We start from the raw sequence: 21,709 nt of genomic DNA on the forward strand, positions 1-21,709 counted from the left end.
CGGACCCGGGTCAGCCGTCGACGGAGCCGAGCTCGCGGACGGCGTCCGCGAAAGCGTCCCCGCGCTTGTTGTAGTTGGCGAACATGTCCATGGAGGCGCAGGCCGGAGCCAGCAGCACCGTGTCACCGGCCTGAGCGAGCCGTCGCGCCTCCTGAACCGCCGCGCGCATCGCCCCAGTGTCGGTCCGGTCGAGGTCGACGACGGGTACTTCGGGGGCGTGTCGCGCCAGGGCTTCGCGGATCAGCGCGCGGTCCGCGCCGATCAGCACGGCAGCGCGCAGCCGGGGCGCCGACTTGGTGACCAGCTCGTCGAAGGTGGCGCCCTTCGCGAGCCCGCCCGCGATCCACACGATCGACTCGTAGGCCGCCAACGAGGCTTCCGCGGCGTGGGTGTTGGTGGCCTTGGAGTCGTCGACGTACGCGACCCCGTCCACGTCGGCGACGTGCGCGATGCGGTGGGCGTCCGGGGTGAAGGCCCGCAGCCCGTCCCGTACGGCCTTGGCGGGCACGCCGTAGGCCCGCGCGAGGGCCGCCGCCGCGAGGGCGTTGGCGATGTTGTGCGGGGCCGGCGGATCGACGTCGGCGACCTCGGCCAGCTCCTGGGCATTCTTCTGCCGGTTCTCCACGAAGGCACGGTCGACCAGGATGCCCTCCACGACGCCGAGTTGGGAGGGCGCGGGCGTGCCGAGGGTGAAGCCGACGGCGCGGCAGCCCTCCTCGACGTCGGCCTCGCGGACCAGGTCCTCGGTCGCCTTGTCGGCCACGTTGTAGACGCAGGCGACGCGATTGCCCTCGTAGATACGGCCCTTGTCGGCGGCGTAGGCCTCCATGGAGCCGTGCCAGTCGAGGTGGTCGGGGGCGAGGTTGAGCACGGCGGCGGAGTGGGCGCGCAGCGACGGCGCCCAGTGCAGCTGGTAGCTGGACAGCTCCACGGCCAGCACGTCGTACTGCTCCTCGCCGAGCACCGCGTCCAGGAGGGAGACGCCGATGTTGCCGACGGCGGCCGTGCGCAGGCCCGCGGCCTTCAGGATCGAGGCGAGCATCTGGACGGTGGTGGTCTTGCCGTTGGTGCCCGTGACGGCCAGCCAGGGGGCGGCGTCGGGGCCGCGCAGGCGCCAGGCCAGCTCGACGTCGCCCCAGACGGGGACGCCCGCCCGCTCCGCCGCCGCGAACAGCGGCTTGTCCGGCTTCCAGCCGGGCGCGGTGACGATCAGCTCGGTGCCCTCGGGCAGGGTGTCGCCGTCACCGAGGCGCACGGTGACGCCGAGCACCTCCAGCTCGGCGGCCTGCGCCTGCGCGCGCTCGTCGGCGCCGTCGTTGACGACCGTGACGATCGCGCCGAGGCCGTGCAGCACCTTGGCCGCCGGGACGCCGGAGACGCCGAGCCCGGCGACGGTGACGTGCTTGCCCTTGAGCTCCGAAGACACCGAGGAGGTCACTTGTCCGCTGCCCATCCTGCGTAGAAAAGGCCTAGTCCGACGATCACACAAATACCCTGAATGATCCAGAAGCGGACCACGACGAGCACTTCGGACCAGCCCTTGAGTTCGAAGTGGTGCTGGAGTGGCGCCATCCGGAACACGCGCTTCCCGGTGAGGCGGAAGGAGCCGACCTGGATCACCACGGACATGGTGATCAGGACGAAGAGGCCACCGAGGATGGCCATCAGCAGCTCGGTGCGCGAGCAGATCGCGAGGCCGGCGAGCACACCGCCGAGCGCGAGCGATCCGGTGTCACCCATGAAGATCTTGGCCGGCGAGGTGTTCCACCACAGGAAGCCCAGGCAGGCGCCCATCAGCGCGGAGGCGACCACCGCGAGGTCGAGGGGATCGCGCACCTCGTAGCAGGCGCCCGGGTTGGTGAGCGTCTGCGCGTTGGCGCAGGACTCCTGGAACTGCCAGACGCCGATGAAGGTGTAGGCGCCGAAGACGAGCACGGAGGCGCCGGTGGCCAGACCGTCCAGACCGTCGGTCAGGTTCACGCCGTTCGACATCGCGAGGATCATGAACAGCGCCCAGACCACGAACAGCACGGGTCCGATCGTCCAGCCGAAGTCCGTGATGAACGACAGCTTCGTGGAGGCCGGGGTGTTGCCGCGGTTGTCCGCGAACTGGAGCGAGAGCACCGCGAAGCCGATGCCGACGATCAGCTGGCCGGCCATCTTCGCCTTGGCCCGCAGACCCAGCGAACGCCGCTTGACGATCTTGATGTAGTCGTCGAGGAAGCCGACCAGGCCCATGCCGACCATCAGGCCGAGCACCAGCAGACCCGAGAAGGTCGGCGCCGCGTCGACGTCCGGGTCGAGATAGCCCGTGATCACCTTGGCCAGGAAGTACGCGGCGACCGTCGCCAGGATGAAGGCGATACCGCCCATGGTCGGCGTCCCGCGCTTGCTGGCGTGCTCGCGCGGGCCGTCGTCGCGGATGTACTGGCCGTAGCCCTTGCGCGCGAGGAGCTTGATCAGCAGCGGGGTGCCGACCAGCGTCAGGAAGAGGCCAATGACTCCTGCGAACAGGATCTGCTTCATCATCGGGCGGAAACCTCACCCTCGGCACCGGACTCGAGCAGCGCCTGGGCAACGCGCTCGAGGCCGACCGAACGGGACGCCTTCACGAGCACGACGTCCCCCGGGCGCAACTCGCTGCGCAACAGGTCGACCGCCGCCTGTGCGTCGGACACGTGCACCGACTCCTCACCCCACGAACCCTCGTTATATGCGCCCAGTTGCAGCCAGGCGGCTTCCCTGCCACCGACCGCGACGAGCTTGCTGACGTTGAGCCGGACGGCGAGCCGTCCGACCGCGTCGTGCTCGGCGAGAGCCTCGTCCCCGAGCTCGGCCATCTGGCCGAGCACCGCCCACGTGCGACGCCCCTTGCCGATGGCCACGAGCGCACGCAGCGCGGCCTTCATGGACTCGGGGTTCGCGTTGTAGGCGTCGTTGACGACCGTCACGCCGTCCGGGCGCTCGGTGACCTCCATCCGCCAGCGGGAGAGGGAGCCCGCCTCGGAGAGCGCGACGGCGATCTCGTCTGCGGACATGCCCAACTCGTGGGCGACGGCGGCCGCGGCGAGCGCGTTCGACACGTGGTGCTCACCGTACAGGCGCATGGTCACATCACTTGCACCGGAGGGTGTGTGAAGCCTGAACGAGGGCTGTCCGGTGTCCGTGAGTCGCACGTTCTCGGCACGAACGTCCGCTTCGCCGGACTCTCCGAAAAAGATCACCTTCGCCTTCGTACGGGTGGCCATGGCCCGTACGTAGGGGTCGTCCGCGTTGAGGACGGCCGTGCCGCCGTCGGCTTCGGACGGCAGGGACTCGACGAGTTCGCCCTTGGCCTGTGCGATCTGCTCCCGGCCGCCGAACTCGCCGATGTGGGCGCTGCCGACGTTCAGAACGAGGCCGATCTTCGGGGGCGTCAGACCCGTGAGGTAGGCGATGTGCCCGATGCCGCGGGCGCCCATCTCCAGGACGAGGAACCGGGTCTCCTCGGTGGCGCTGAGCGCGGTCAGCGGCAGCCCGATCTCGTTGTTGAGCGAGCCGGGCGTGAACACCGTCGGCGCCTTGCGCTGGAGCACCTGTGCGATGAGGTCCTTGGTGCTGGTCTTGCCGGCCGAGCCGGTGAGGGCGACGAGCGTGGCACCGAGACGTCGTACGACGTGCCGCGCGAGGGCGCCGAGGGCGGTCTGGACGTCGTCCACGACGATCGCGGGCACACCGACGGGCCGGGTGCCGAGCACGGCCACCGCTCCCGCCTCGACGACCGCCGCCGCGAAGTCGTGGCCGTCCACGCGTTCCCCGGCGAAGGCCACGAACAGGCTGCCCGGCCCCGCCTCTCGGGAGTCCCGGACGACCGGGCCGGTGACCTGGACGGCCGGATCCGGTATGTCGTACGTCTGCCCGCCGACGACTTCTGCGATCTCGGCGAGGGAGAGGGCGATCACAAGTTCATCCCCTGGATCATGCGGGAATTCATCCCTGGGTCTTCTGAATGGCTTCGCGAAGCACCTGGCGGTCGTCGAAGGGACGGACCACCCCGGCGATGTCCTGGCCCTGCTCGTGGCCCTTGCCCGCGACCAGCACGGTGTCGCCCGGCTCTGCGCGGGCGACGGCGGCGGCGATCGCGGCGGCCCGGTCCTCGAAGACCTGCACCTCGCCGCGCTCGTGCGCCGGCACGGAGGCCGCGCCCTGGAGCATCGTGGCGAGGATCGCGAGGGGGTCCTCGGAGCGGGGGTTGTCGGAGGTCAGTACGGCGGTGTCGGCGAGCCGGGCCGCGGCGGCGCCCATGGGGGCGCGCTTGGTGGTGTCGCGGTCGCCGCCGCAGCCGAGGACGATGTGCAGCCGGCCCTCGGTGACCTTGCGCAGGGCGCGCAGGACGGACTCGACGGCGTCGGTCTTGTGGGCGTAGTCGACGACCGCGAGGTACGGCTGTCCGGCGTCCACGCGCTCCAGGCGGCCCGGCACGCCGGGTACGGCGGCGACGCCGTCGGCGGCGGCCTGCGGGTCGAGGCCGGCGACGGCGAGGGCGACGATCGCGGCGAGGGTGTTGGCCACGTTGAAGGGGCCCGGCAGCGGCGACTTGGCGCTGATCCGCTCGCCCTTGGGCCCGACGACGGTGAACGTCGAGTCCAGCCGGCCGACCTCGACGTCCTCGGCACGCCAGTCGGCGTCGGGGTGGCCCTCGGCGGAGTAGGTGACGACCGGGACGGTGGCCTCGTTCGCCAGCCTGCGGCCGTACTCATCGTCGACGTTGACCACGCCGAGTTTGCCGCGTTCCGGCGTGAACAGCTGCGCCTTCGCCTGGAAGTAGTCCTCCATGCCGGAGTGGAACTCCATGTGCTCCGGGCTGAGGTTGGTGAAAACGCCGATGTCGAAGACGCAGCCGTCAACACGGCCGAGCACCAGGGCGTGGCTGGAGACCTCCATGGCGACCGCCTCGACGCCGCGTTCGCGCATGACGGCGAACAGGGCCTGGAGGTCGGTGGCTTCCGGGGTGGTGCGCTCGGACTTGATGCGCTCGTCGGCGATGCGCATCTCGACCGTGCCGATCAGGCCGGTGGACCTGACGGTCCTCAGGCCGCCCTCGACGAGGTAGGCGGTGGTGGTCTTGCCGGAGGTGCCGGTGATACCGATCTGGAGCAGGTCCCGGCCGGGGTGGCCGTAGATCGTGGCGGCCAGCTCGCCCATCCGCCTGCGCGGGTCGTCGACGACCAGGACCGGCAGCCCGGAGGCGGCGGCACGCTCGGCGCCGGTGGGATCGGTCAGCACGGCGGCCGCGCCGAGGCTCGCAGCCTGCTCGACGAAGTCGGCACCGTGCAGACGGGCGCCCGGGAGGGCGGCGTACAGGTCGCCGGGGCGCACCGCGCGTGAGTCGTGGGTGATGCCCGTGACGTCGGCGGCGCCCTCCGGCGCGGGGGCACCCAGTTGACCGGCCAGTTCCGCGAGGGGTGTGGCGGAGACCTGCGCCGGCCTGGGCGGCCCGGGATATGTCACGGGATGGCCCTTCTGGGTGGTTTGGGACTGATCAGCGTGTGGCACGGCGGTGAGCGTACCGGGCGTACCCGCCTCCGGGCGAAGTGAGGGGCGGGGGGCGCTCTGGTTCCCGGGATCGGGGGTGATCGTTGTCACGGGGGCGGTCCTGGTGGCTCGGTGGTGCTCGGTGCTGATCAGGGGCTCGGTGGTTCGGGGTCGGTTCGGTCCTCGGGGGCGGGTCGGTCCGGTCCTCAGTTCTTGAACGTGACGGGGAGCCTCGCGGGCTTGGCCCCGGTCGGCGGGACCTGGAGGGACTTCAGTGCGAACTCCATGACCTGCTTGTAGACGGGGCCGCAGATCTGGCCGCCGAAGTAGTTGCCCTTGGTGGCGTTCTGGATGGCGCAGTAGACGGTGATGCGGGGCTTGTCGGCGGGGGCGAACCCGGCGAACGAGGACGTGTAGCCCTTGTACTTGCCGGTGGCCGGATCCACACGGTTGGCGGTGCCCGTCTTGCCCGCGACGCGGTAGCCGGGGATGCGCGCCTTGGTGCCCGTGCCCTCCTCGTCGTCCACGACCGACTCCAGCATCTGGGCGAGGGTCTTCGCGGTCTTGGCGCTGACGACCCGGGTCTTCTCCGGCTTGGGGGCCGGGACGAAGCGGCCGTCGGGGCCCTTGGTGCCGCGTACGAGCGTGGGTTCGACGCGCACGCCGCCGTTGGCGATGGTCGAGTACACCGACGCCGCCTGCATGGCGTTGATGGAGACGCCCTGGCCGAAAGGGATCGTGTACTGCTGCGAGGTGGACCACTTGTCGGGCGGGGCGAGGATGCCCTTGGTCTCGCCGGGGAAGCCGAGGCCGGTGTAGCTGCCGAGGCCGAACTTGCGCAGGTAGTCGTAGAGGACCTTGTTGGACTGGGCCTGGGTCCTGCCGAGCTGTCCGGTGGCGAGGATGGTGCCGATGTTGCTGGACTTGGCGAGGACGCCGTTGAGCGTCAGGTGCCAGGTCGGGTGGTTCACGTCGTCCTTGAAGAGCCGGTCGCCGCGGTGCAGCCGGTTGGGCACGACGACGTGGGTCATCGGGGTGGCGGCGCCCTCCTGGAGGACGGCCGCCATCGACATGACCTTGGCGGTGGAGCCGGGCTCGAAGGCGTCCTGGAGGGCCGCGTTGCCGAGGGCCGTGGGGTCGGCGCCGGACAGGTCGTTGGGGTCGAAGCCGGGTGAGTTGGCCATGGCCAGGACCTGGCCGGTGCGGGTGTCCTGGACGATGACGTAGCCGCGGTCGGCCGCGGACTCCTTCACCTGGTCGCTGATGGCCTTCTGGGCGGCCCACTGGATGTCGCGGTCGATGGTGAGCTCGACGTCGCTGCCGGGCACGGCGGGTGTCTCGGTGGAACCCGCGGTGGGGACGAGCCGGCCGCCGGACTGGGCGTAGCGGATCTTGCCGTCCTTGCCGGCCAGCCGCTTGTCCAGCTGGAGCTCGATGCCGCCGCCGGGTTTGCCCTCGCCGTTGACCCAGCCCAGTATCCCGGCGGCGAGGTCGCCGTTGGGGTACACGCGCTTGCTGGTGGCGACGGAGAAGACACCCGCGAGGACGTTGTGCGCCGACTTGTCCGTCTCCTCCTTCTTGGCGAGCGCGGACTTGAGGTCCTTGATCTGCTTCCAGACCTGCGGGGTCTGGCGGGAGGCCAGCTTCACGTACCGCAGCGCCTTGTTCTTCGGCCGCAGCTTCTTGACCAGGGTCTCCTGCTCCTGGCCCAGGATCGGCGCGAGCAGCGCGGCCGCCTGCTCGGGCCCGTCCCCGACCTTCACCTGGTCAGGGGCGAACATCGTGGGGTCGGCCGTGATGTCGTAGGCGTCCTCACTGGTCGCCAGGGCCACACCGGACCGGTCGGTGATCTCCCCCCGGTCGGCGGCCAGCACCTGCCCGACGTACCGGTTCTGTTCGGCCTTGGCGGCGTACGTGCTCGCGTCGACGGCCTGCACCTGGAACAGCCGCACGACGAAGGCGATCAGCACCAGCGTCAGCCCGAGCCCGACCAGACGCAGCCGGGGACGCGGGCTGCCCAGCCGAAGGGGCTTGGGCGCCGCCGGCCGGGCCGGACCCGGACGGCGGGCCGGACGGGCACCGGGGCCGGAACGGCGCCGGGCGTCGGGACGGGCGGGCCTGGCGGGGCCGGGCACACGGCGGCGCGGGGGTTCCCTGTCGGTCACTTCCGTCACCTGCCTGGAGTCGGGGTGGGCTGGGGACCGGCGGACGCGGTGACGCTCGGACGCGGGCCTGGGCCACACCCGGCACAGCGGTCGACGGTCGGACACGGACACGGACCCGGGCACCCGGCACCGCCGACGGCGGTCGGCGACGGCCGCTCCGCCGACGCACGGTGCGCGCCGCGCCGGCCGCGGACCTCGGGACCGGCGGCCCTGGCGGGGCCGGGCACGGGGCAGTGCGGCGACCGCCCGGCAGGCACCTCCGGCAGCCGGCCGAAAGCCCGGTCCGCCGCGCGCCGGGAAGCCGAGGCCGCGCCGAGGACCGGACGAACGCCGGGACCAGGAGGGCAGCCGGGCCCGGCGAGGCCCGGCACACGGCGGCGCGGGGGTTCCCTGTCGGTCACTTCCGTCACCTGCCGAAGGTCGAGGTGGAGCCGTTGGACATGGCCTCGGGGGCCAGGACCAGGGGAATGTGGGCGGAGGTCTGCCAGACGCCGGGGGCGGGGCTGGGGACGCCCTTGACCGTGCCGTCGGGGGCGAGGAAGGCGGGGTCGCCGCCGGGGACCATGCCGAGTTCGCGGGCGCGGCGCTGGAGGGCCTCGGGAGCGGAGTAGGCGTCGATGTCCCGCTGAAGGGCCTGTTCCTCGTCGGTGAGGCTCTTGGTCTCGCGCTGGAGGTCGTCGAGCTTGAACGCGCCTTCGCTGAGGGCCGAGTTCAGCACGAGGAGGCCGATGAGACCACCGCCGAGGAGGAGGACCACGAGGAGGACGAAGGGGGTACGGGCCGCCTGCCCGGGCCCGGTCGGGAAGAGGTGCGCGAGACGTGCCGCCCTCCCCTTCAGTTCGGGTTTACTGCTCACTCACGCTCCTCCGGGTCCGGGACACCCGCCCGCCCTGCACGTGGCTCACTCGATGTCCTCCCTGATGCGCTGGGCGCCGCGCAGCCGCGCCGGTGCCGCCCGCCGGTTCTCCGCGATCTCCTCCTCGGTGGGGAGTTCGGCACCACGCGTGAGCAGCTTGAGCCGCGGCTGGTAGCGCTCGGGCACGACGGGCAGCCCGGGCGGTGCCGTGGTGGCGGCACCCGCCGCGAACACCTGCTTGACCAGCCGGTCCTCCAGCGAGTGGTACGACAGCACCGCGATCCGCCCGCCCACGTCCAGCGCCTTCACGGCGGCCGGGATCGCCCGCTCCAGGACGGCGAGTTCACCGTTGACCTCGATGCGCAGGGCCTGGAAGGTGCGCTTGGCCGGGTTGCCGCCGGTGCGCTTGGCGGCCTGCGGCAGCGCGTCCCGGATCAGCTCGACCAGCCGCGCGCTGGTGCTGAACGGCTCCTTCTCGCGCTCGCGCACGATCGCGGACACGATCCGCTTGGCCTGCTTCTCCTCGCCGTACGCCCTCAGGATGCGCACCAGCTCGCCCGGCGGGTACGTGTTGAGGACCTCGGCCGCGCTGACCCCGGACGTCTGGTCCATGCGCATGTCGAGCGGGGCGTCCTGGGCGTAGGCGAAGCCGCGGTCGGCCTCGTCGAGTTGCATGGAGGAGACGCCGAGGTCGAACAACACGCCCTGCACGCGCGCGATGCCGAGCTTGTGCAGCACCTCGGGGAGCTCGTCGTACACCGCGTGGACGAGCGTGGCGCGCTCCCCGTAGGGCGCGAGGCGCTCGCCGGACAGGCGCAGGGCCTCCTTGTCGCGGTCCAGGGCGATGAGGCGGACCCCGGGGAACCTCTCCAGGAGCGCCTCGCTGTGACCGCCGAGGCCGAGGGTGCAGTCGACGACCACGGCCCCCGGGTCCTCCAGGGCGGGTGCCAGCAGATCCAGGCACCGCTGGAGCATCACCGGAACGTGTCGACTCTGGCTCAAGGGGCCCTCTCAGATCCGGCGCGGCGGCCCTACGCACCGCCGGGTCCCCGCCCGCTCGTGAAGGGGAGGCCTGCCGGCGCCGGAAGCGTCAGCCGACCGCGAGCGGGAGGAGGCCGAGCCGTACGTACGCGCCGCGCACGTGGGGAGATCCCCGGTCGTCGCCGGGGTCTCCGGGGAAAACAGTCCAGCGGGGAGAGTCTCGCCTCCCGCTTCGCGTCACTTTAGTCCACCCTGTCTCCCGGTCAATCAACCGGCCTGCGCGTCGCGACCGCCGGCACACCACCCTTGTGGGTTACCTCACACCACAGGCTGGCTGACATTCTTTGTCCACTCTCACAGGAGGCCCGGACGGGGTGTGACCAGTAACGTCATGGATATGACGACTTCTGCATCGGTTCCCACAGCCTCGGAGAACGCCCCAGCCGACGGTGGCACGGTCACCGACCGCCTGGTCGACGCCAACGCCCGGTACGCCGCCGAGTTCACCGACCCGGGGATGGACGCCCGGCCCGTGCTGCACGTCGCCGTCGTGGCCTGCATGGACGCCCGCCTCGACCTGCACGCGGCGCTCGGTCTCGAACTGGGCGACTGCCACACGATCCGCAACGCGGGCGGCGTCGTCACCGACGACGTGATCCGTTCCCTCACCATCAGCCAGCGCAAGCTGGGGACGCGCAGCATCGTCCTCATCCACCACACGGGCTGCGGTCTGGAGAGCCTCACCGAGGACTTCCGCAACGAGCTGGAGGCCGAGGTCGGCCAGCGCCCGGCGTGGGCGGTGGAGTCCTTCCGGGACGTCGACCAGGACGTACGGCAGTCGATGCAGCGCGTGCGCACCTCGCCGTTCCTGCCGCACACGGACGACGTGCGGGGCTTCGTCTTCGACGTGAAGACCGGCCGTCTGCGGGAGGTCGACCCCACCGCCTGACCTGGTCGCCCGCCCCGGACACAACCTGCCGCGGCTGTCGAAAGCCTGTCAGTCACACGTTCGAATGCTCGCAAGACCGACATATCGCGGCCAGTTATCCACAGTCGAGTGACACGAATCGGTAACGGCAGCAAGAATGCGGGAGTGGCGTCACGCGGAACTTTTCACGCGTGGTGTCCGTGGTTCGGGGTGGGCCGGCCCGCGTCATGCGGCGTCGACCCGGGAAAATGGGGTATCCCGTGCTCCCTGGGAGCACGGGAAAGGCCGAGGAGGGCCGGGTGACGACCTATGACGATCGAGCGAGCCTCACTGATCTGACCGCCGTGGTGGAACGCGTGCGGGAGTCGGTGGAAGGCGTGATCGAGGGCAAGCCCGAGGTCGTACGGCTCTCGCTGACCGTGCTGCTCGCCGAGGGACATCTGCTGATCGAGGACGTCCCGGGTGTCGGCAAGACGATGCTCGCCAAGGCACTGGCACGGTCCATCGACTGCTCGGTGCGGCGCATCCAGTTCACGCCCGACCTGCTGCCCTCGGACATCACCGGTGTGTCCATATGGGACCAGCAGCGCCGCGACTTCGAGTTCAAGCCGGGCGCGATCTTCGCGCAGGTGGTGATCGGCGACGAGATCAACCGCGCCTCGCCCAAGACGCAGTCCGCGCTCCTGGAGTCCATGGAGGAGCGCCAGGTCACCATCGACGGCAAGACCTACGAGTTGCCGAGCCCCTTCATGGTGGTGGCGACGCAGAACCCGGTCGAGATGGAGGGCACCTACCCGCTGCCGGAGGCCCAGCGCGACCGCTTCATGGCCCGGGTCTCGGTCGGCTACCCGAGCGCCGAGGCCGAGCTTCAGATGCTGGACGTGCACGGCGGCGTCTCGCCGCTGGAGGACCTCCAGCCCGTGGCCCACGCGCACGAGATCCTCAAGCTGATCGAGGCGGTGCGCGGCGTCCACGTGGCCGAGCCGGTCCGGCGCTACGCGGTGGACCTGGTCGGCGCCACGCGCACGCACCCCGACCTGAGACTGGGCGCCTCCCCGCGCGCGACGCTGCATCTGCTGCGCGCGGCGAAGGCGTCCGCGGCCCTGAACGGCCGGGAGTACGCGCTGCCGGACGACGTGCAGGCACTCGCCGTCGCCGTCCTGGCCCACCGTCTGCTGCCCACCGCCCAGGCCCAGCTCAACCGCCGCACGGCCGAGCAGGTCGTCGAGGAGATCCTCCAGCGCACCCCGGTGCCGGCCGCGCCCCAGCAGCAGAGCGGCTTCGGCGGCCTCGGCCGGGGCGTGCCGGCGTATCCCCAGCAGCCGCCGCGGAGGCTGTGATGAGCACCGCGGGGGCGGGGCAGGCGGAGGCCGACCGGGGCGAGAAGGGCGGCATCCGCACCGCCCTGGCCGGTCTGACCACCCGCGGACGCTCCTTCCTGGCCGCCGGCGTCGCGGCCGCCGTCTGTTCGTACGTGCTCGGGCAGAGCGACCTGCTGCGCGTGGGCCTGCTGCTGGCGGTGCTGCCGCTGGTGTGCGCGACGGTGCTGTACCGCACGCGCTACCGGGTGGCGGGCAGCCGCCGCCTCTCCCCCGCGCGCGTACCGGCCGGCAGCGAGGCCCGGGTCCATCTGCGGATGGACAACGTCTCGCGGCTGCCCACGGGCCTGCTGATGCTCCAGGACCGGGTGCCGTACGTGCTCGGTCCGCGGCCCCGTTTCGTGCTCGACCGGGTGGAGGCGGGCGGCCGGCGCGAGGTGTCCTACCGGGTGCGATCCGACCTGCGCGGCCGCTACCCGCTGGGCCCGCTCCAGCTGCGTCTGACCGACCCGTTCGGCATGTGCGAGCTGACCCGGTCCTTCTCGACGTACGACACCCTGACGGTGATCCCGCGCGTGGAGGCGCTGGCGCCGGTGCGCCTCAGCGGCGAGGCGAAGGGGTACGGCGACGGGCGGCAGCGTTCGCTCGCGCTGGCCGGCGAGGACGACGTGATCCCGCGCGGGTACCGCTACGGCGACGACCTGCGCCGGGTGCACTGGCGCTCCACCGCCCGCTACGGCGAGCTGATGGTGCGCCGAGAGGAGCAGCCGCAGCGCGCCCGCTGCACGGTGCTGCTCGACACCCGGGGCATCGCCTACCAGGGCGCGGGCCCCGACTCGGCCTTCGAGTGGGCCGTGTCGGGCGCCGCGTCCGTGCTGGTGCACATGCTCGAACGGGGCTACTCGGTACGGCTGTTGACGGACACCGGCAACGCGGTGCCCGGCGAGGGCGGTGACGGCTTCGCGGGCGCGAGCCAGGGTTCGGCGGACGCGGCCGGGCTGATGATGGACACCCTCGCGGTGATCGACCACTCCGACGGCGCGGGTCTGTCCCGGGCCTACGACGTGCTGCGCGGCGGGAACGAGGGGCTGCTGGTGGCCTTCCTCGGCGACCTGGACGAGGAGCAGGCGGCCGTGCTGGGCCGGATGCGGCAGCGCAGCCCGGGCGCGGTCGCCTTCGTGCTGGACAGCGACACCTGGGTGCGGGAACCGAGCGACGTACCCGGTCCGTTGGACCGGAGCGGGGAGCGGCTGCGCATGCTGCGCGAGGCGGGCTGGACGGCCCTCGGCGTGCCGCGGGGTGCCTCCGTGGACGAGCTGTGGCGGCAGGCCGACCGGGAGCGCAGGGGCGTGGCCGCCGCGAGCGGCGGGGAGGGACCGTGATGAGCGGGCGGGTACGGCTGACGCTGGGCGCGTGGGCGGCCACACTGATGGCCGCGTGCGCCCTGCTGCCCCTCGTCACACCGGCGACCTGGATCGTGCAGGCGGCCTTCCTGCTGGCCGTGCAGGCGGGCGTGGGGGCCGCGGCCCGCAGGGTGCCGCTGGCGCGACCGCTGACGGTGGCGGCCCAGGCAGTGGTCACGGTGGTGCTGCTGACGTTCGTGTTCGCCCGTGAGCAGGCCTTCGCCGGGCTGGTGCCCGGGCCGGAGGCCTTCGACCGCTTCGCGCTGCTGCTCAGGCAGGGCGGGGACGACATCGCGCGGTACGCGATACCGGCACCCCTGGAGTCCGACGGCATCCGGCTGATGCTCATCGGCGGTGTGCTGATCATCGGGCTGCTGGTGGACACCCTGGCGGTGACCTTCCGCAGCGCCGCCCCGGCCGGTCTGCCGCTGCTCGCGCTGTACTCGGTGGCCGCGGGGCTGTCCGACGGGGGCACGGACTGGCTGTGGTTCCTGGTCGCGGCGGCCGGCTATCTGATGCTGCTGCTGGCCGAGGGCCGGGACCGGCTCTCCCAGTGGGGCCGGGTCTTCGGCGGGGCCCCGCGCTCGGCCGGAGGGGAACCGAGCGGCGCGGTCGCCCCGGTCCGCACCGGCCGGCGCATCGGCGTGGTCGCGCTGGGCATCGCCCTGGTGGTGCCGCTCGGCCTGCCCGCGATGAACGGCGGCCTGCTGGACTCGGTGGGCACGGGCGCGGGCGGCGGCACGGGCAACGGCGGCACGATCTCCGCCGTGAACCCGTTGGTGTCGCTGCGCGACAATCTGAACGTGGACGAGGACCGGCAGGTCCTGTCCGTGAAGACGGAGATGGCCGACGTCTCGGACCTCTATCTGCGGATCGTCTCCCTGGACGACTTCGACGGCACCACATGGAAGCCGGCCCGGCGCTCCATCACCGCCGTGCCCGACGGCACCTTCCCGACCCCGATCGGCCTCGGCCCCGACGTCAAACGCGCGGAGGTCGACAGCACGATCACGGCGGCCGGCTGGTACGCCCAGGACTGGCTGCCCATGCCGTACCCGCCGAGCGGCGTCAGCATCCGGGGCAACTGGCGTTACGAGCCTCTGGGCATGACCCTGGTCGGCGACCACGGCCAGAACACGCGAGGGCTGACGTACCAGGTCAAGAGCCTGGACGTGCAGCCGACGGCGGATCAGCTGGCCTCGGCCGGGCCCCCGCCGGCGGCCATCGAGCGCGACTTCACCAAGCTGCCCGACTCGCTGCCGACGGTGGTGGCCCGCACCGCCCGCCAGGTCACCGCGGGCGCCGCCAACCCCTACGACCAGGCGGTCAAGCTCCAGGACTGGTTCGCCGTGACCGGCGGTTTCGAGTACGACACCCAGGTGCAGGTCGGCAGCGGCTCGGAGGGCATCGCCCGCTTCCTGAAGGACAAGCAGGGCTTCTGCGTGCACTTCTCCTTCGCCATGGCGGCGATGGCCCGCTCCCTGGGTATACCGGCCCGGGTCGCGGTGGGCTTCGCACCGGGTTCCCCGCAGGCGGACGGCTCGGTGTCGGTGGGGCTGCGCGACGCGCACGCCTGGCCCGAGCTGTACTTCGAGGGCGTGGGCTGGACCCGCTTCGAGCCGACTCCGAACCGCGGCTCGATGCCGCCGTACACCCTGCCGGACAACCCCGGCAGCTCGGTGCCGGACGTGGCGCGCCCGACCCAGACGTCGTCCGCCGCGCCGTCCCCGACGCCCTCGACGAGCGACAGCTGCACACCGGAGCAGAAGAAGCTGGACGGCGGGTGCGCGAGCGAGTCCCCGCAGGCGGTGCTGCCCACGGGCGACGACGGCCCGAAGTGGTACGCGATCCTGGCCTGGGCGCTGGGCGGTCTCGCCCTCCTGGCGCTCCCGCTGGCACCGATGCTGTGGCGCCTGCGGACCCGCGCGGTCCGGCTGGGGGCGCACGGCCGTGGTGAGGCGGACGCGGTGCCGCACACCCTGGCCGTCTGGCAGGAGCTCACCGACACGGCGTGGGACTTCGGCATCGCGCCGGACGAGTCGCGGACGCCGCGCAAGTCAGCCGCCCGTATCGTCCGGCTGGGCTCCCTCGACGAAACGGCCGCGGCCTCGGTGCACAGGGTGGCGAACGCGGTGGAGCAGGTCCTGTACGCACCGCACCCCCGCCCGACGGCGGGCCTCACGGACGACTTCCGCCGTGCGGCAGCGGGTCTGAGCGCCGGGGTCGGCCGCGGCGCCAGGCTCCGCGCGGTCCTCGTCCCGCGCTCCACCGTGCGCGTGGTGTGGGCGGCGTCGGCACGGTGGTCGGGTGTGCGGGCACGTGCCCTGGCCCTGCGGCCGACCTGGCGGAGGGCATCGGGTCAGCAGGGCTGACGGGCACCCTCGCGAGGCAGTCCCGCCTGGTACGCATACGTCAGGGGGTGACCACCCAGTCGGTGGTCACCCCCTGACTACGTCTGTGCGTGTCCTGGAGAACTGCGCTCCGGGCTAATGGCCGCCCTGCTCGTCGCGGCGCTTCTGCCAGCGCTGCTCGATGCGGTCCATCATGGAGCGCCTTTGCCGGCCCTGTCGGCGGGCGGCCTGCTGTCCGCCGGCCCCGGCCGCCTGTTCACCCGGCTTCGGGGCCTTGCGCCAGCCGGTCACGGCGAGCACCGCACAGCCCAGCATGACGAGGAAGCCCACGACGCTGAGCCAGACCTGCTTGGCGACCATACCGGCCATGAGGAGCGCAATACCTACGAGGAAGCCCGCGACCGCCTGGTAGACCCGCCGCCGGGTGTACGTACGCAGCCCGCTTCCCTCGAGCGCCGACGCGAACTTGGGATCTTCGGCGTACAGCGCTCGCTCCATCTGCTCGAGCATGCGCTGCTCGTGCTCCGAGAGCGGCACGGAGTCCTCCTCATCGTGCAGTCGCCGGGGCGACCCGGGGGGTCTCTTCAGGATAGGCAGGGAATCGCCCCCGTGAAACCCGCCCCTCTGCGCCAATTGGCCAACCGGAATCCGCCACGGACGACCCGGCTCGCTGAGGCTTCCATTCCCCGGCGGCCGACCCGTCATGCCGGAACGGTCTCCCTCGATCATACGGCGCCAAGCCGCCGTTCGGGGGGCCTGTGGCGTACTCCATGCACAGCCAAGGCGCTGATCAGCGGCGGTACCTCAGGAGGGGCCTCAGGCCTCGGCAGACCCACCGGTCTCGATTGCCTCACCGGTCTCATGAGTCTCAGTGGTCTCACCCAGCACGTGAAGCTGTGTGGCCACCGAGTGGAAGGCGGGAAGCTCGGCGGCGGCCTCCTCCAGCTTCAGCAGCGCCTCCAGGGCGCCGGGCTCGGTGTCGACGAGGACGCCGGGCACGAGGTCGGCGAAGACCCGCACGCCGTGCACGGCGCCGACACGCAGGCCCGCGCCCTCGACCAGCCCGGTGAGCTGTTCGGCGGTGAAGCGGCGCGGGACGGGGTCACCCGTGCCCCATCGACCGTTCGGGTCGTCGAGCGCCTGACGGGCCTCCTTGAAGTGACCCGCGAGGGCGCGGGCCAGCACGGCACCGCCGAGACCGGCGGCGAGCAGGCTGAGGACACCCTCCGAGCGCAGGGCGGCCACCGCGTTGCGGACGCCCTCGGCCGGGTCGTCCACGTACTCCAGGACGCCGTGGCACAGCACCACGTCGTAGCCACCGCGCTCGGCCACGTCGAAGAGGCCGTGGGCGTCGCCCTGCACGCCCTTCACCCTCTCGGCGACTCCTGCCTCGGCTGCGCGGCGCTCCAGGGCGAACAGCGCGTTGGGACTGGGGTCGACGACGGTGACCCGGTGGCCGAGACGGGCGACGGGCACCGCGAAGTTGCCGCTGCCGCCCCCGGTGTCGAGAACGTCCAGCGACTCCCGACCCGTGGCCTTGACCCGGCGGTCCAGGGCGCCCTGGAGAACCTCCCAGACCACGGCGGTACGGAGTGAGGCGCGGGGGCGCATCGGGTCCGACACGGCAGTTGACTCCTCGGCGCGGCACCGCCTCTTGCACGGCGGAGCGAACGGGGTGCCTTCCCCGGCCCCGGCGACGGGGAGGGAAGACTTCAGGCGTCCCCCACCCTATTGCCTCCGGCAGGGCGGCAGGCATGGCCCGGTGCTCACCCGGACACGGGTCGGCACGACCCGGCGGACACGCGCCGCCGCCGCCCGCTCAGCCCGCGTCCGGCATGTCCCGCTCCTCCCCCGGCCCCTCGGGCTGGTCCTGGTCCGGACGGGGCTGCGGGAGGACCGGCTGGAGGACCAGCATGCGCTCGACGAGGCGGAGGAACATCGCCACGTCCCGTATCAGGTCGTCGGCGTCCCGGCTGCTGGCCGCGTCCTGGATGCCCGCCTCGGCCCGGGCACGGCGCCGGGCGCCGGACGCGAACAGCGCGCTCCACTCGGACAGTTCGGGCGCGATCTCGGGGAGCACTTCCCAGGCGCTCCTGATCTTGGCCCGGGCCCGGGGTGAGGTCTCCGGCCGCCCCCGGGCGGCGAGCACGGCGGCGGCGGTGCGGAGGGCGGCGAGATGGGCTGTCGCGTAGCGCTCGTTCGGTGTCTCCAGGACGGCGGCCTCTTCGAGGCCGGCGCGGGCCTGGGCGAGCAGGTCGAGAGCGGCGGGCGGGGCCGTGGCCCGGCGCAGCACGGGGTGCACGTCGCTCGCCGGGCCGGTCAGTGAGGGGGCAGGGCCGGTGGCGCGGCGCCGACGGGCGGCTGCTGCGTGGTAGCTGGCCATGACGAACCTCCTGTCGTCTGTGTGACGGCACGTCCGGCCACGGAGTGCCGTATGTGACCCATCGTGAGGTATGGCACTGACAATCCGTTCTGACCTGCGGTTTTGCTTCGATCGTAGGTTCGGAGTAGTTTTTGCACTGACCAGTCAGTTCAAATTCTCCGAGAGATCGAGGGAGACTCGTGGGGGAACGAGTGGGAGGGGCGCGGATCGCCGCCGTGGGCCTCGGGGTCAAAGGGCCGCGCGGGTGGGCGTTCCGCGGGATCTCCGTCGACGCCGAGCCGGGATCGCTCGTCACGGTCGAGGGCCCGTCCGGGTCCGGCCGTACGTGCCTGCTGCTCGCGCTGACGGGGCGGATGAAGATCGCGGAGGGCACCGCCACCGTCGGCGAGGCCAGGCTCCCCAAGCAGCTTTCGGCGGTGCGCCGGGTCAGTGCCCTGGCCCATGTGCCCGGGGTCAGCGACCTCGACCCGGCCCTGACCGTCGGCGAGCACCTGCGGGAACGGGCGCTGCTCCAGCGGCGGTTCGGCGACTCCCTGCGCGGGCTGCTGCGGCCCCGCGGCGAGCGGGCGGCCGAGGCCGGCCGGCGCGTCGACGCGGCACTGGCCGCCGCCGGCCTCGACCTGGAGGCACTGCCCAAGGGGCCCCGTACCGCCGTACGCGATCTGGAGCGCGTGGAGGCGCTGCGGCTGTCCATCGCCCTCGCGCTCGTCGGCCGGCCCCGGCTGCTCGGGGTCGACGACACCGATCTCAAGCTCTCGGACGGCGAGCGGGAGGAGGTCTGGTCCCTGCTCAGGTCCCTCGCCGACGCCGGGACGACGGTCGTGGCGGTGTGCAGTGAGGCCCCCGAGGGCGCCGTCAGGGTGTCCACCGAGGAGAGCCAGGACGCGCAGGAGAACGAGGACGACCCGGCCGACGAGGACGAAAAGGCCGGCCAGGGAGAGGAGAAGGCCGATGCGCTCGCCGAGACTGGCCGCGCTTGAGCTCCGCCGCTTCGGCCGGGGCAAGCTGCCGCGCGCCGCGCTGGTGGCGCTGCTGGTGCTGCCGTTGCTGTACGGCGCGCTGTACCTGTGGTCGTTCTGGGACCCGTACGGCCGCCTGGACCGTATCCCCGTGGCGCTCGTGAACGACGACAAGGGGGCGACCGCCGACGGGAAGAAGATCACGGCGGGCGACGACATCACGAAGGGCCTGCACGACAGCAAGACCTTCGACTGGCAGGAAGTGAGCGCCGCCGAGGCCCGCAGGGGCGTCGAGGACGGCACGTACTACCTGTCGCTCACCATGCCCGCCGACTTCAGCGAGCGGATCGCCTCGAGCTCCGGGAACTCCCCGGAGACCGGCGCCCTCCAGGTGCACACGAACGACGCCAACAACTACATCGTCGGGCAGATCTCCCGGACGGTGTTCAGCGAGGTGCGGCAGGCCGCGTCCAAGAAGACGTCCCGGTCCTTCCTGGACAAGATCTTCGTCTCGTTCTCCGACATCCACGGCAAGACCGTGAAGGCGGCGAAGGGTGCCGACGAGCTCAAGGGCGGCATCGGGAAGGCCGAGAAGGGCTCCAAGGACCTCGCCGACGGCCTGAAGGACGCCAAGGACGGCAGCGGCGATCTGTCCACGGGCCTGAAGAAGCTCCACAAGGGCGCGGGCGACGTGGCGGACGGCACGAAGCGGGTCGCGGACGGCACGCGGAAGCTCGCCGACAAGGTCAACACGTACGCCGGCAAGGTCGGCCCCTTCCTCAAGGGCAACGAGAAGACCATCGGCGACACCGCCCAGCTGGTCGCCGACTCCTCAGGTGCGATCCGCAAGCACCTGGACACTCTGGCGAAGACGGCCCCGACCGCCGCCAAGGGCGCCCGTACGGCGTCGGACACGCTGAACGGCGTCTACGCCAGGCGCTGCGACGACCCCGTCCTGCCCGACGCCGCCTGCGCCGACCTGAAGAAGGCCAAGGACGCGGCGGCCGACGCGGCCGTCATCGCAGGCGACGTCAACACGCTGATCGCGGACCAGAACGGCGATCTGACGAAGCTCGACAAGAACCTCGCCACCCTCCAGAAGCAGTCCCAGGCCCTCGCCGACCGCGCGCCGCACCTCTCCGAGGACCTCGACGACGCCGTCAAGAAGATCAACAAGCTGAACGACGGGGCGGCCGAGGTCGCCGCCGGCGCGAAGAAGCTGTACAAGGGACTCGGCACGGCCAAGACCGGTGCCGTCGACCTGGACAAGGGCGTCGGCGATCTGAAGACCGGCGCGGACGACCTCAGCGGCGGCATGTTCAAGCTCGTCGACGGCTCCGGCAAGCTCGCCGGCGGGCTGCACGACGGGGCGGAGCGGATCCCCGACTACGACAAGCAGGACCGCGACCAGCGCACCGAGGTCATGGCCGACCCGGTGCGGCTCGCCTCCCAGGACCTGCACAAGGCGCCCAACTACGGCACCGGGTTCGCCCCGTACTTCATCCCGCTGTCGCTGTGGGTGGGCGCGATGGTGGCCTACATGCTGATCGCGCCGATGAACCGGCGCGCGCTCGCCGCGGGCGCCCCGGCATGGCGGATCGCGCTGGCCGGCTGGCTGCCGGTGGTGGCGATCGGGGTGCTCCAGACGGTGGCCCTGATGTCGGTGCTGCACTGGGCGGTCGGCCTGGAGATGGCGCGGGCGGCCGGGACGGTGGGCTTCCTGTTCCTGGTGACGGCGTGCTTCGCGGCGATCGTGCAGTGGCTGAACGCGCGCTTCGGGGCGGCGGGCCGGATCCTCGTCCTCGCCCTGCTGATGCTCCAGCTGACGTCGGCGGGCGGCACGTACCCGGTGCAGACCAGCCCCGGCTTCTTCAACGCGCTCCACCCGTTCCTGCCGATGAGCTACGTCGTCGAGGCCCTGCGCAGGCTCATCACGGGCGGCGGCCTGGAACCGGTGTGGCAGGCGTGCGTGGTGCTGACGGCGTTCACCGCCGGCGCCCTCGCGCTGACCGCCGTGGCGGCCCGCCGCCGCCAGGTGTGGACGCTGGACCGGCTCCACCCGGAGCTGAGCCTGTGAGCCCTTCGGTGACATCCCCGGTGAACCCTTCGGTGACATCTCCCGGAAAGGTTCCTGTGACAATCAGGGCCATGGAAAGCAGCAGTGCCGCGTCGGGCGGCAGCACGCGCCGCGAGGCCACCCGGCAGAAGCTCTACGAGGCGGCCGTCACGCTCATCGCCGAGCAGGGCTTCTCCGCCACGACCGTGGACGAGATCGCCGAGCGTGCCGGAGTCGCGAAGGGCACGGTCTACTACAACTTCGCGAGCAAGTCCGTCCTCTTCGAGGAACTGCTGCGGCACGGAGTGGGCCTCCTCACCGCCTCCCTGCGGGAAGCGGCCGAGCGGACCGCGCAGGAGGGCGGCACCAAGGTCGACGCCCTGGACGCGATGATCCGCGCGGGGCTGGTCTTCATCGACCGCTACCCGGCCTTCACGCAGCTGTACGTGGCCGAGCTGTGGCGCACGAACCGGGCCTGGCAGTCGACGCTGATGGTGGTCCGGCAGCAGGCCGTCGCGGTCGTGGAGGACGTGCTGCGCGCGGGTGTGGCGGGCGGCGAGTTCAGCGACGAGATCGACGTCCCGCTGACGGCGGCCGCGCTGGTCGGCATGGTCCTGGTGGCCGCGCTGGACTGGAAGTCCTTCCAGCCGGAACGCTCCCTGGACGATGTCCACGCGGCGCTGTCCCGGCTGCTCCAGGGACGGGTGAGCGGCTGCCGCTGAGGGCGTCCTGAGCGGCATCCGCCGAGGGCATCCGGGCGCAGATGTGAAAGCGCCGGTCCGCTGTGGCCGCGT

Annotated in this window: 17 protein-coding genes; 7 read left to right on the forward strand and 10 right to left on the reverse strand. The window is 72.0% G+C overall.

The window, feature by feature from the left end; all coding sequences use genetic code 11:
• Positions 1 to 10 precede the first annotated feature (10 nt).
• The 7 genes from murD to rsmH form a co-directional block, all read right to left on the reverse strand.
• On the reverse strand, positions 11 to 1,453 hold the full coding sequence (gene murD / locus ACH4G3_RS27650) for a UDP-N-acetylmuramoyl-L-alanine--D-glutamate ligase (protein WP_397627046.1): 1,443 nt from the start codon (positions 1,451 to 1,453) through the stop codon (positions 11 to 13).
• Entirely contained in the window at positions 1,435 to 2,526 is a 1,092-nt protein-coding gene (mraY, locus tag ACH4G3_RS27655) for a phospho-N-acetylmuramoyl-pentapeptide-transferase (RefSeq protein ID WP_037670865.1), read from the reverse strand. Before mraY ends, murD begins: the two co-directional genes overlap by 19 nt.
• Positions 2,526 to 3,941 (reverse strand): UDP-N-acetylmuramoyl-tripeptide--D-alanyl-D-alanine ligase, encoded by a 1,416-nt coding sequence (locus ACH4G3_RS27660; protein ID WP_397627047.1) that lies wholly within the window; start codon positions 3,939 to 3,941, stop codon positions 2,526 to 2,528. Before ACH4G3_RS27660 ends, mraY begins: the two co-directional genes overlap by 1 nt.
• A 28-nt stretch (positions 3,942 to 3,969) precedes the next feature.
• Positions 3,970 to 5,490: a UDP-N-acetylmuramoyl-L-alanyl-D-glutamate--2,6-diaminopimelate ligase gene (locus ACH4G3_RS27665; protein ID WP_397627048.1), complete on the reverse strand. Its 1,521-nt coding sequence runs from the start codon at positions 5,488 to 5,490 to the stop codon at positions 3,970 to 3,972.
• Between the two features lie 230 nt (positions 5,491 to 5,720).
• Positions 5,721 to 7,679, reverse strand: coding sequence for a peptidoglycan D,D-transpeptidase FtsI family protein (locus ACH4G3_RS27670; protein ID WP_397627049.1), 1,959 nt, complete (start codon positions 7,677 to 7,679; stop codon positions 5,721 to 5,723).
• A gap of 406 nt (positions 7,680 to 8,085) precedes the next feature.
• On the reverse strand, positions 8,086 to 8,535 hold the full coding sequence (locus tag ACH4G3_RS27675; RefSeq protein ID WP_397627050.1) for a cell division protein FtsL: 450 nt from the start codon (positions 8,533 to 8,535) through the stop codon (positions 8,086 to 8,088).
• A gap of 45 nt (positions 8,536 to 8,580) precedes the next feature.
• Complete coding sequence (rsmH, locus tag ACH4G3_RS27680) at positions 8,581 to 9,537, reverse strand: 16S rRNA (cytosine(1402)-N(4))-methyltransferase RsmH (protein WP_397627051.1); 957 nt, start codon at positions 9,535 to 9,537, stop codon at positions 8,581 to 8,583.
• 370 nt (positions 9,538 to 9,907) lie between these two features.
• Here rsmH and ACH4G3_RS27685 point away from each other — a divergent pair, with 370 nt between their 5' ends.
• The 4 genes from ACH4G3_RS27685 to ACH4G3_RS27700 all read left to right on the forward strand — a co-directional run bounded on the left by ACH4G3_RS27685 (position 9,908) and on the right by ACH4G3_RS27700 (position 15,538).
• Positions 9,908 to 10,465: a beta-class carbonic anhydrase gene (locus ACH4G3_RS27685; protein ID WP_397627052.1), complete on the forward strand. Its 558-nt coding sequence runs from the start codon at positions 9,908 to 9,910 to the stop codon at positions 10,463 to 10,465.
• A 278-nt stretch (positions 10,466 to 10,743) separates the two neighbouring features.
• On the forward strand, positions 10,744 to 11,784 hold the full coding sequence (locus tag ACH4G3_RS27690) for an AAA family ATPase (RefSeq protein WP_397627053.1): 1,041 nt from the start codon (positions 10,744 to 10,746) through the stop codon (positions 11,782 to 11,784).
• Positions 11,784 to 13,145, forward strand: coding sequence for a DUF58 domain-containing protein (locus ACH4G3_RS27695; RefSeq protein ID WP_397627054.1), 1,362 nt, complete (start codon positions 11,784 to 11,786; stop codon positions 13,143 to 13,145). The genes ACH4G3_RS27690 and ACH4G3_RS27695 overlap by 1 nt, the downstream gene beginning before the upstream one ends.
• On the forward strand, positions 13,145 to 15,538 hold the full coding sequence (locus ACH4G3_RS27700; RefSeq protein WP_397627055.1) for a transglutaminase TgpA family protein: 2,394 nt from the start codon (positions 13,145 to 13,147) through the stop codon (positions 15,536 to 15,538). The genes ACH4G3_RS27695 and ACH4G3_RS27700 overlap by 1 nt, the downstream gene beginning before the upstream one ends.
• Before the next feature lie 114 nt (positions 15,539 to 15,652).
• Here the strand turns inward: ACH4G3_RS27700 and ACH4G3_RS27705 are convergent, their stop codons facing one another.
• The 3 genes from ACH4G3_RS27705 to ACH4G3_RS27715 all read right to left on the reverse strand — a co-directional run bounded on the left by ACH4G3_RS27705 (position 15,653) and on the right by ACH4G3_RS27715 (position 17,900).
• Positions 15,653 to 16,054 (reverse strand): DUF3040 domain-containing protein, encoded by a 402-nt coding sequence (locus ACH4G3_RS27705; RefSeq protein ID WP_010039328.1) that lies wholly within the window; start codon positions 16,052 to 16,054, stop codon positions 15,653 to 15,655.
• 279 nt (positions 16,055 to 16,333) lie between these two features.
• Entirely contained in the window at positions 16,334 to 17,140 is an 807-nt protein-coding gene (locus tag ACH4G3_RS27710; RefSeq protein WP_397627057.1) for a methyltransferase, read from the reverse strand.
• 196 nt (positions 17,141 to 17,336) lie between these two features.
• A complete protein-coding gene (locus tag ACH4G3_RS27715) occupies positions 17,337 to 17,900 on the reverse strand; it encodes an SAV_6107 family HEPN domain-containing protein (RefSeq protein ID WP_397627059.1) in 564 nt (187 codons plus the stop codon).
• Positions 17,901 to 18,079: 179 nt separating this feature from the next.
• Between ACH4G3_RS27715 and ACH4G3_RS27720 the strand changes: the two genes are divergently transcribed.
• The 3 genes from ACH4G3_RS27720 to ACH4G3_RS27730 all read left to right on the forward strand — a co-directional run bounded on the left by ACH4G3_RS27720 (position 18,080) and on the right by ACH4G3_RS27730 (position 21,637).
• Complete coding sequence (locus ACH4G3_RS27720) at positions 18,080 to 18,880, forward strand: ATP-binding cassette domain-containing protein (protein ID WP_397627060.1); 801 nt, start codon at positions 18,080 to 18,082, stop codon at positions 18,878 to 18,880.
• A complete protein-coding gene (locus ACH4G3_RS27725; protein ID WP_397627061.1) occupies positions 18,852 to 20,936 on the forward strand; it encodes a YhgE/Pip family protein in 2,085 nt (694 codons plus the stop codon). Before ACH4G3_RS27720 ends, ACH4G3_RS27725 begins: the two co-directional genes overlap by 29 nt.
• Before the next feature lie 71 nt (positions 20,937 to 21,007).
• Entirely contained in the window at positions 21,008 to 21,637 is a 630-nt protein-coding gene (locus ACH4G3_RS27730) for a TetR/AcrR family transcriptional regulator (RefSeq protein ID WP_397627062.1), read from the forward strand.
• The last annotated feature ends 72 nt before the right edge of the window (positions 21,638 to 21,709 follow it).

This window comes from Streptomyces afghaniensis (assembly GCF_044327915.1).
Lineage (GTDB): Bacteria > Actinomycetota > Actinomycetes > Streptomycetales > Streptomycetaceae > Streptomyces > Streptomyces afghaniensis.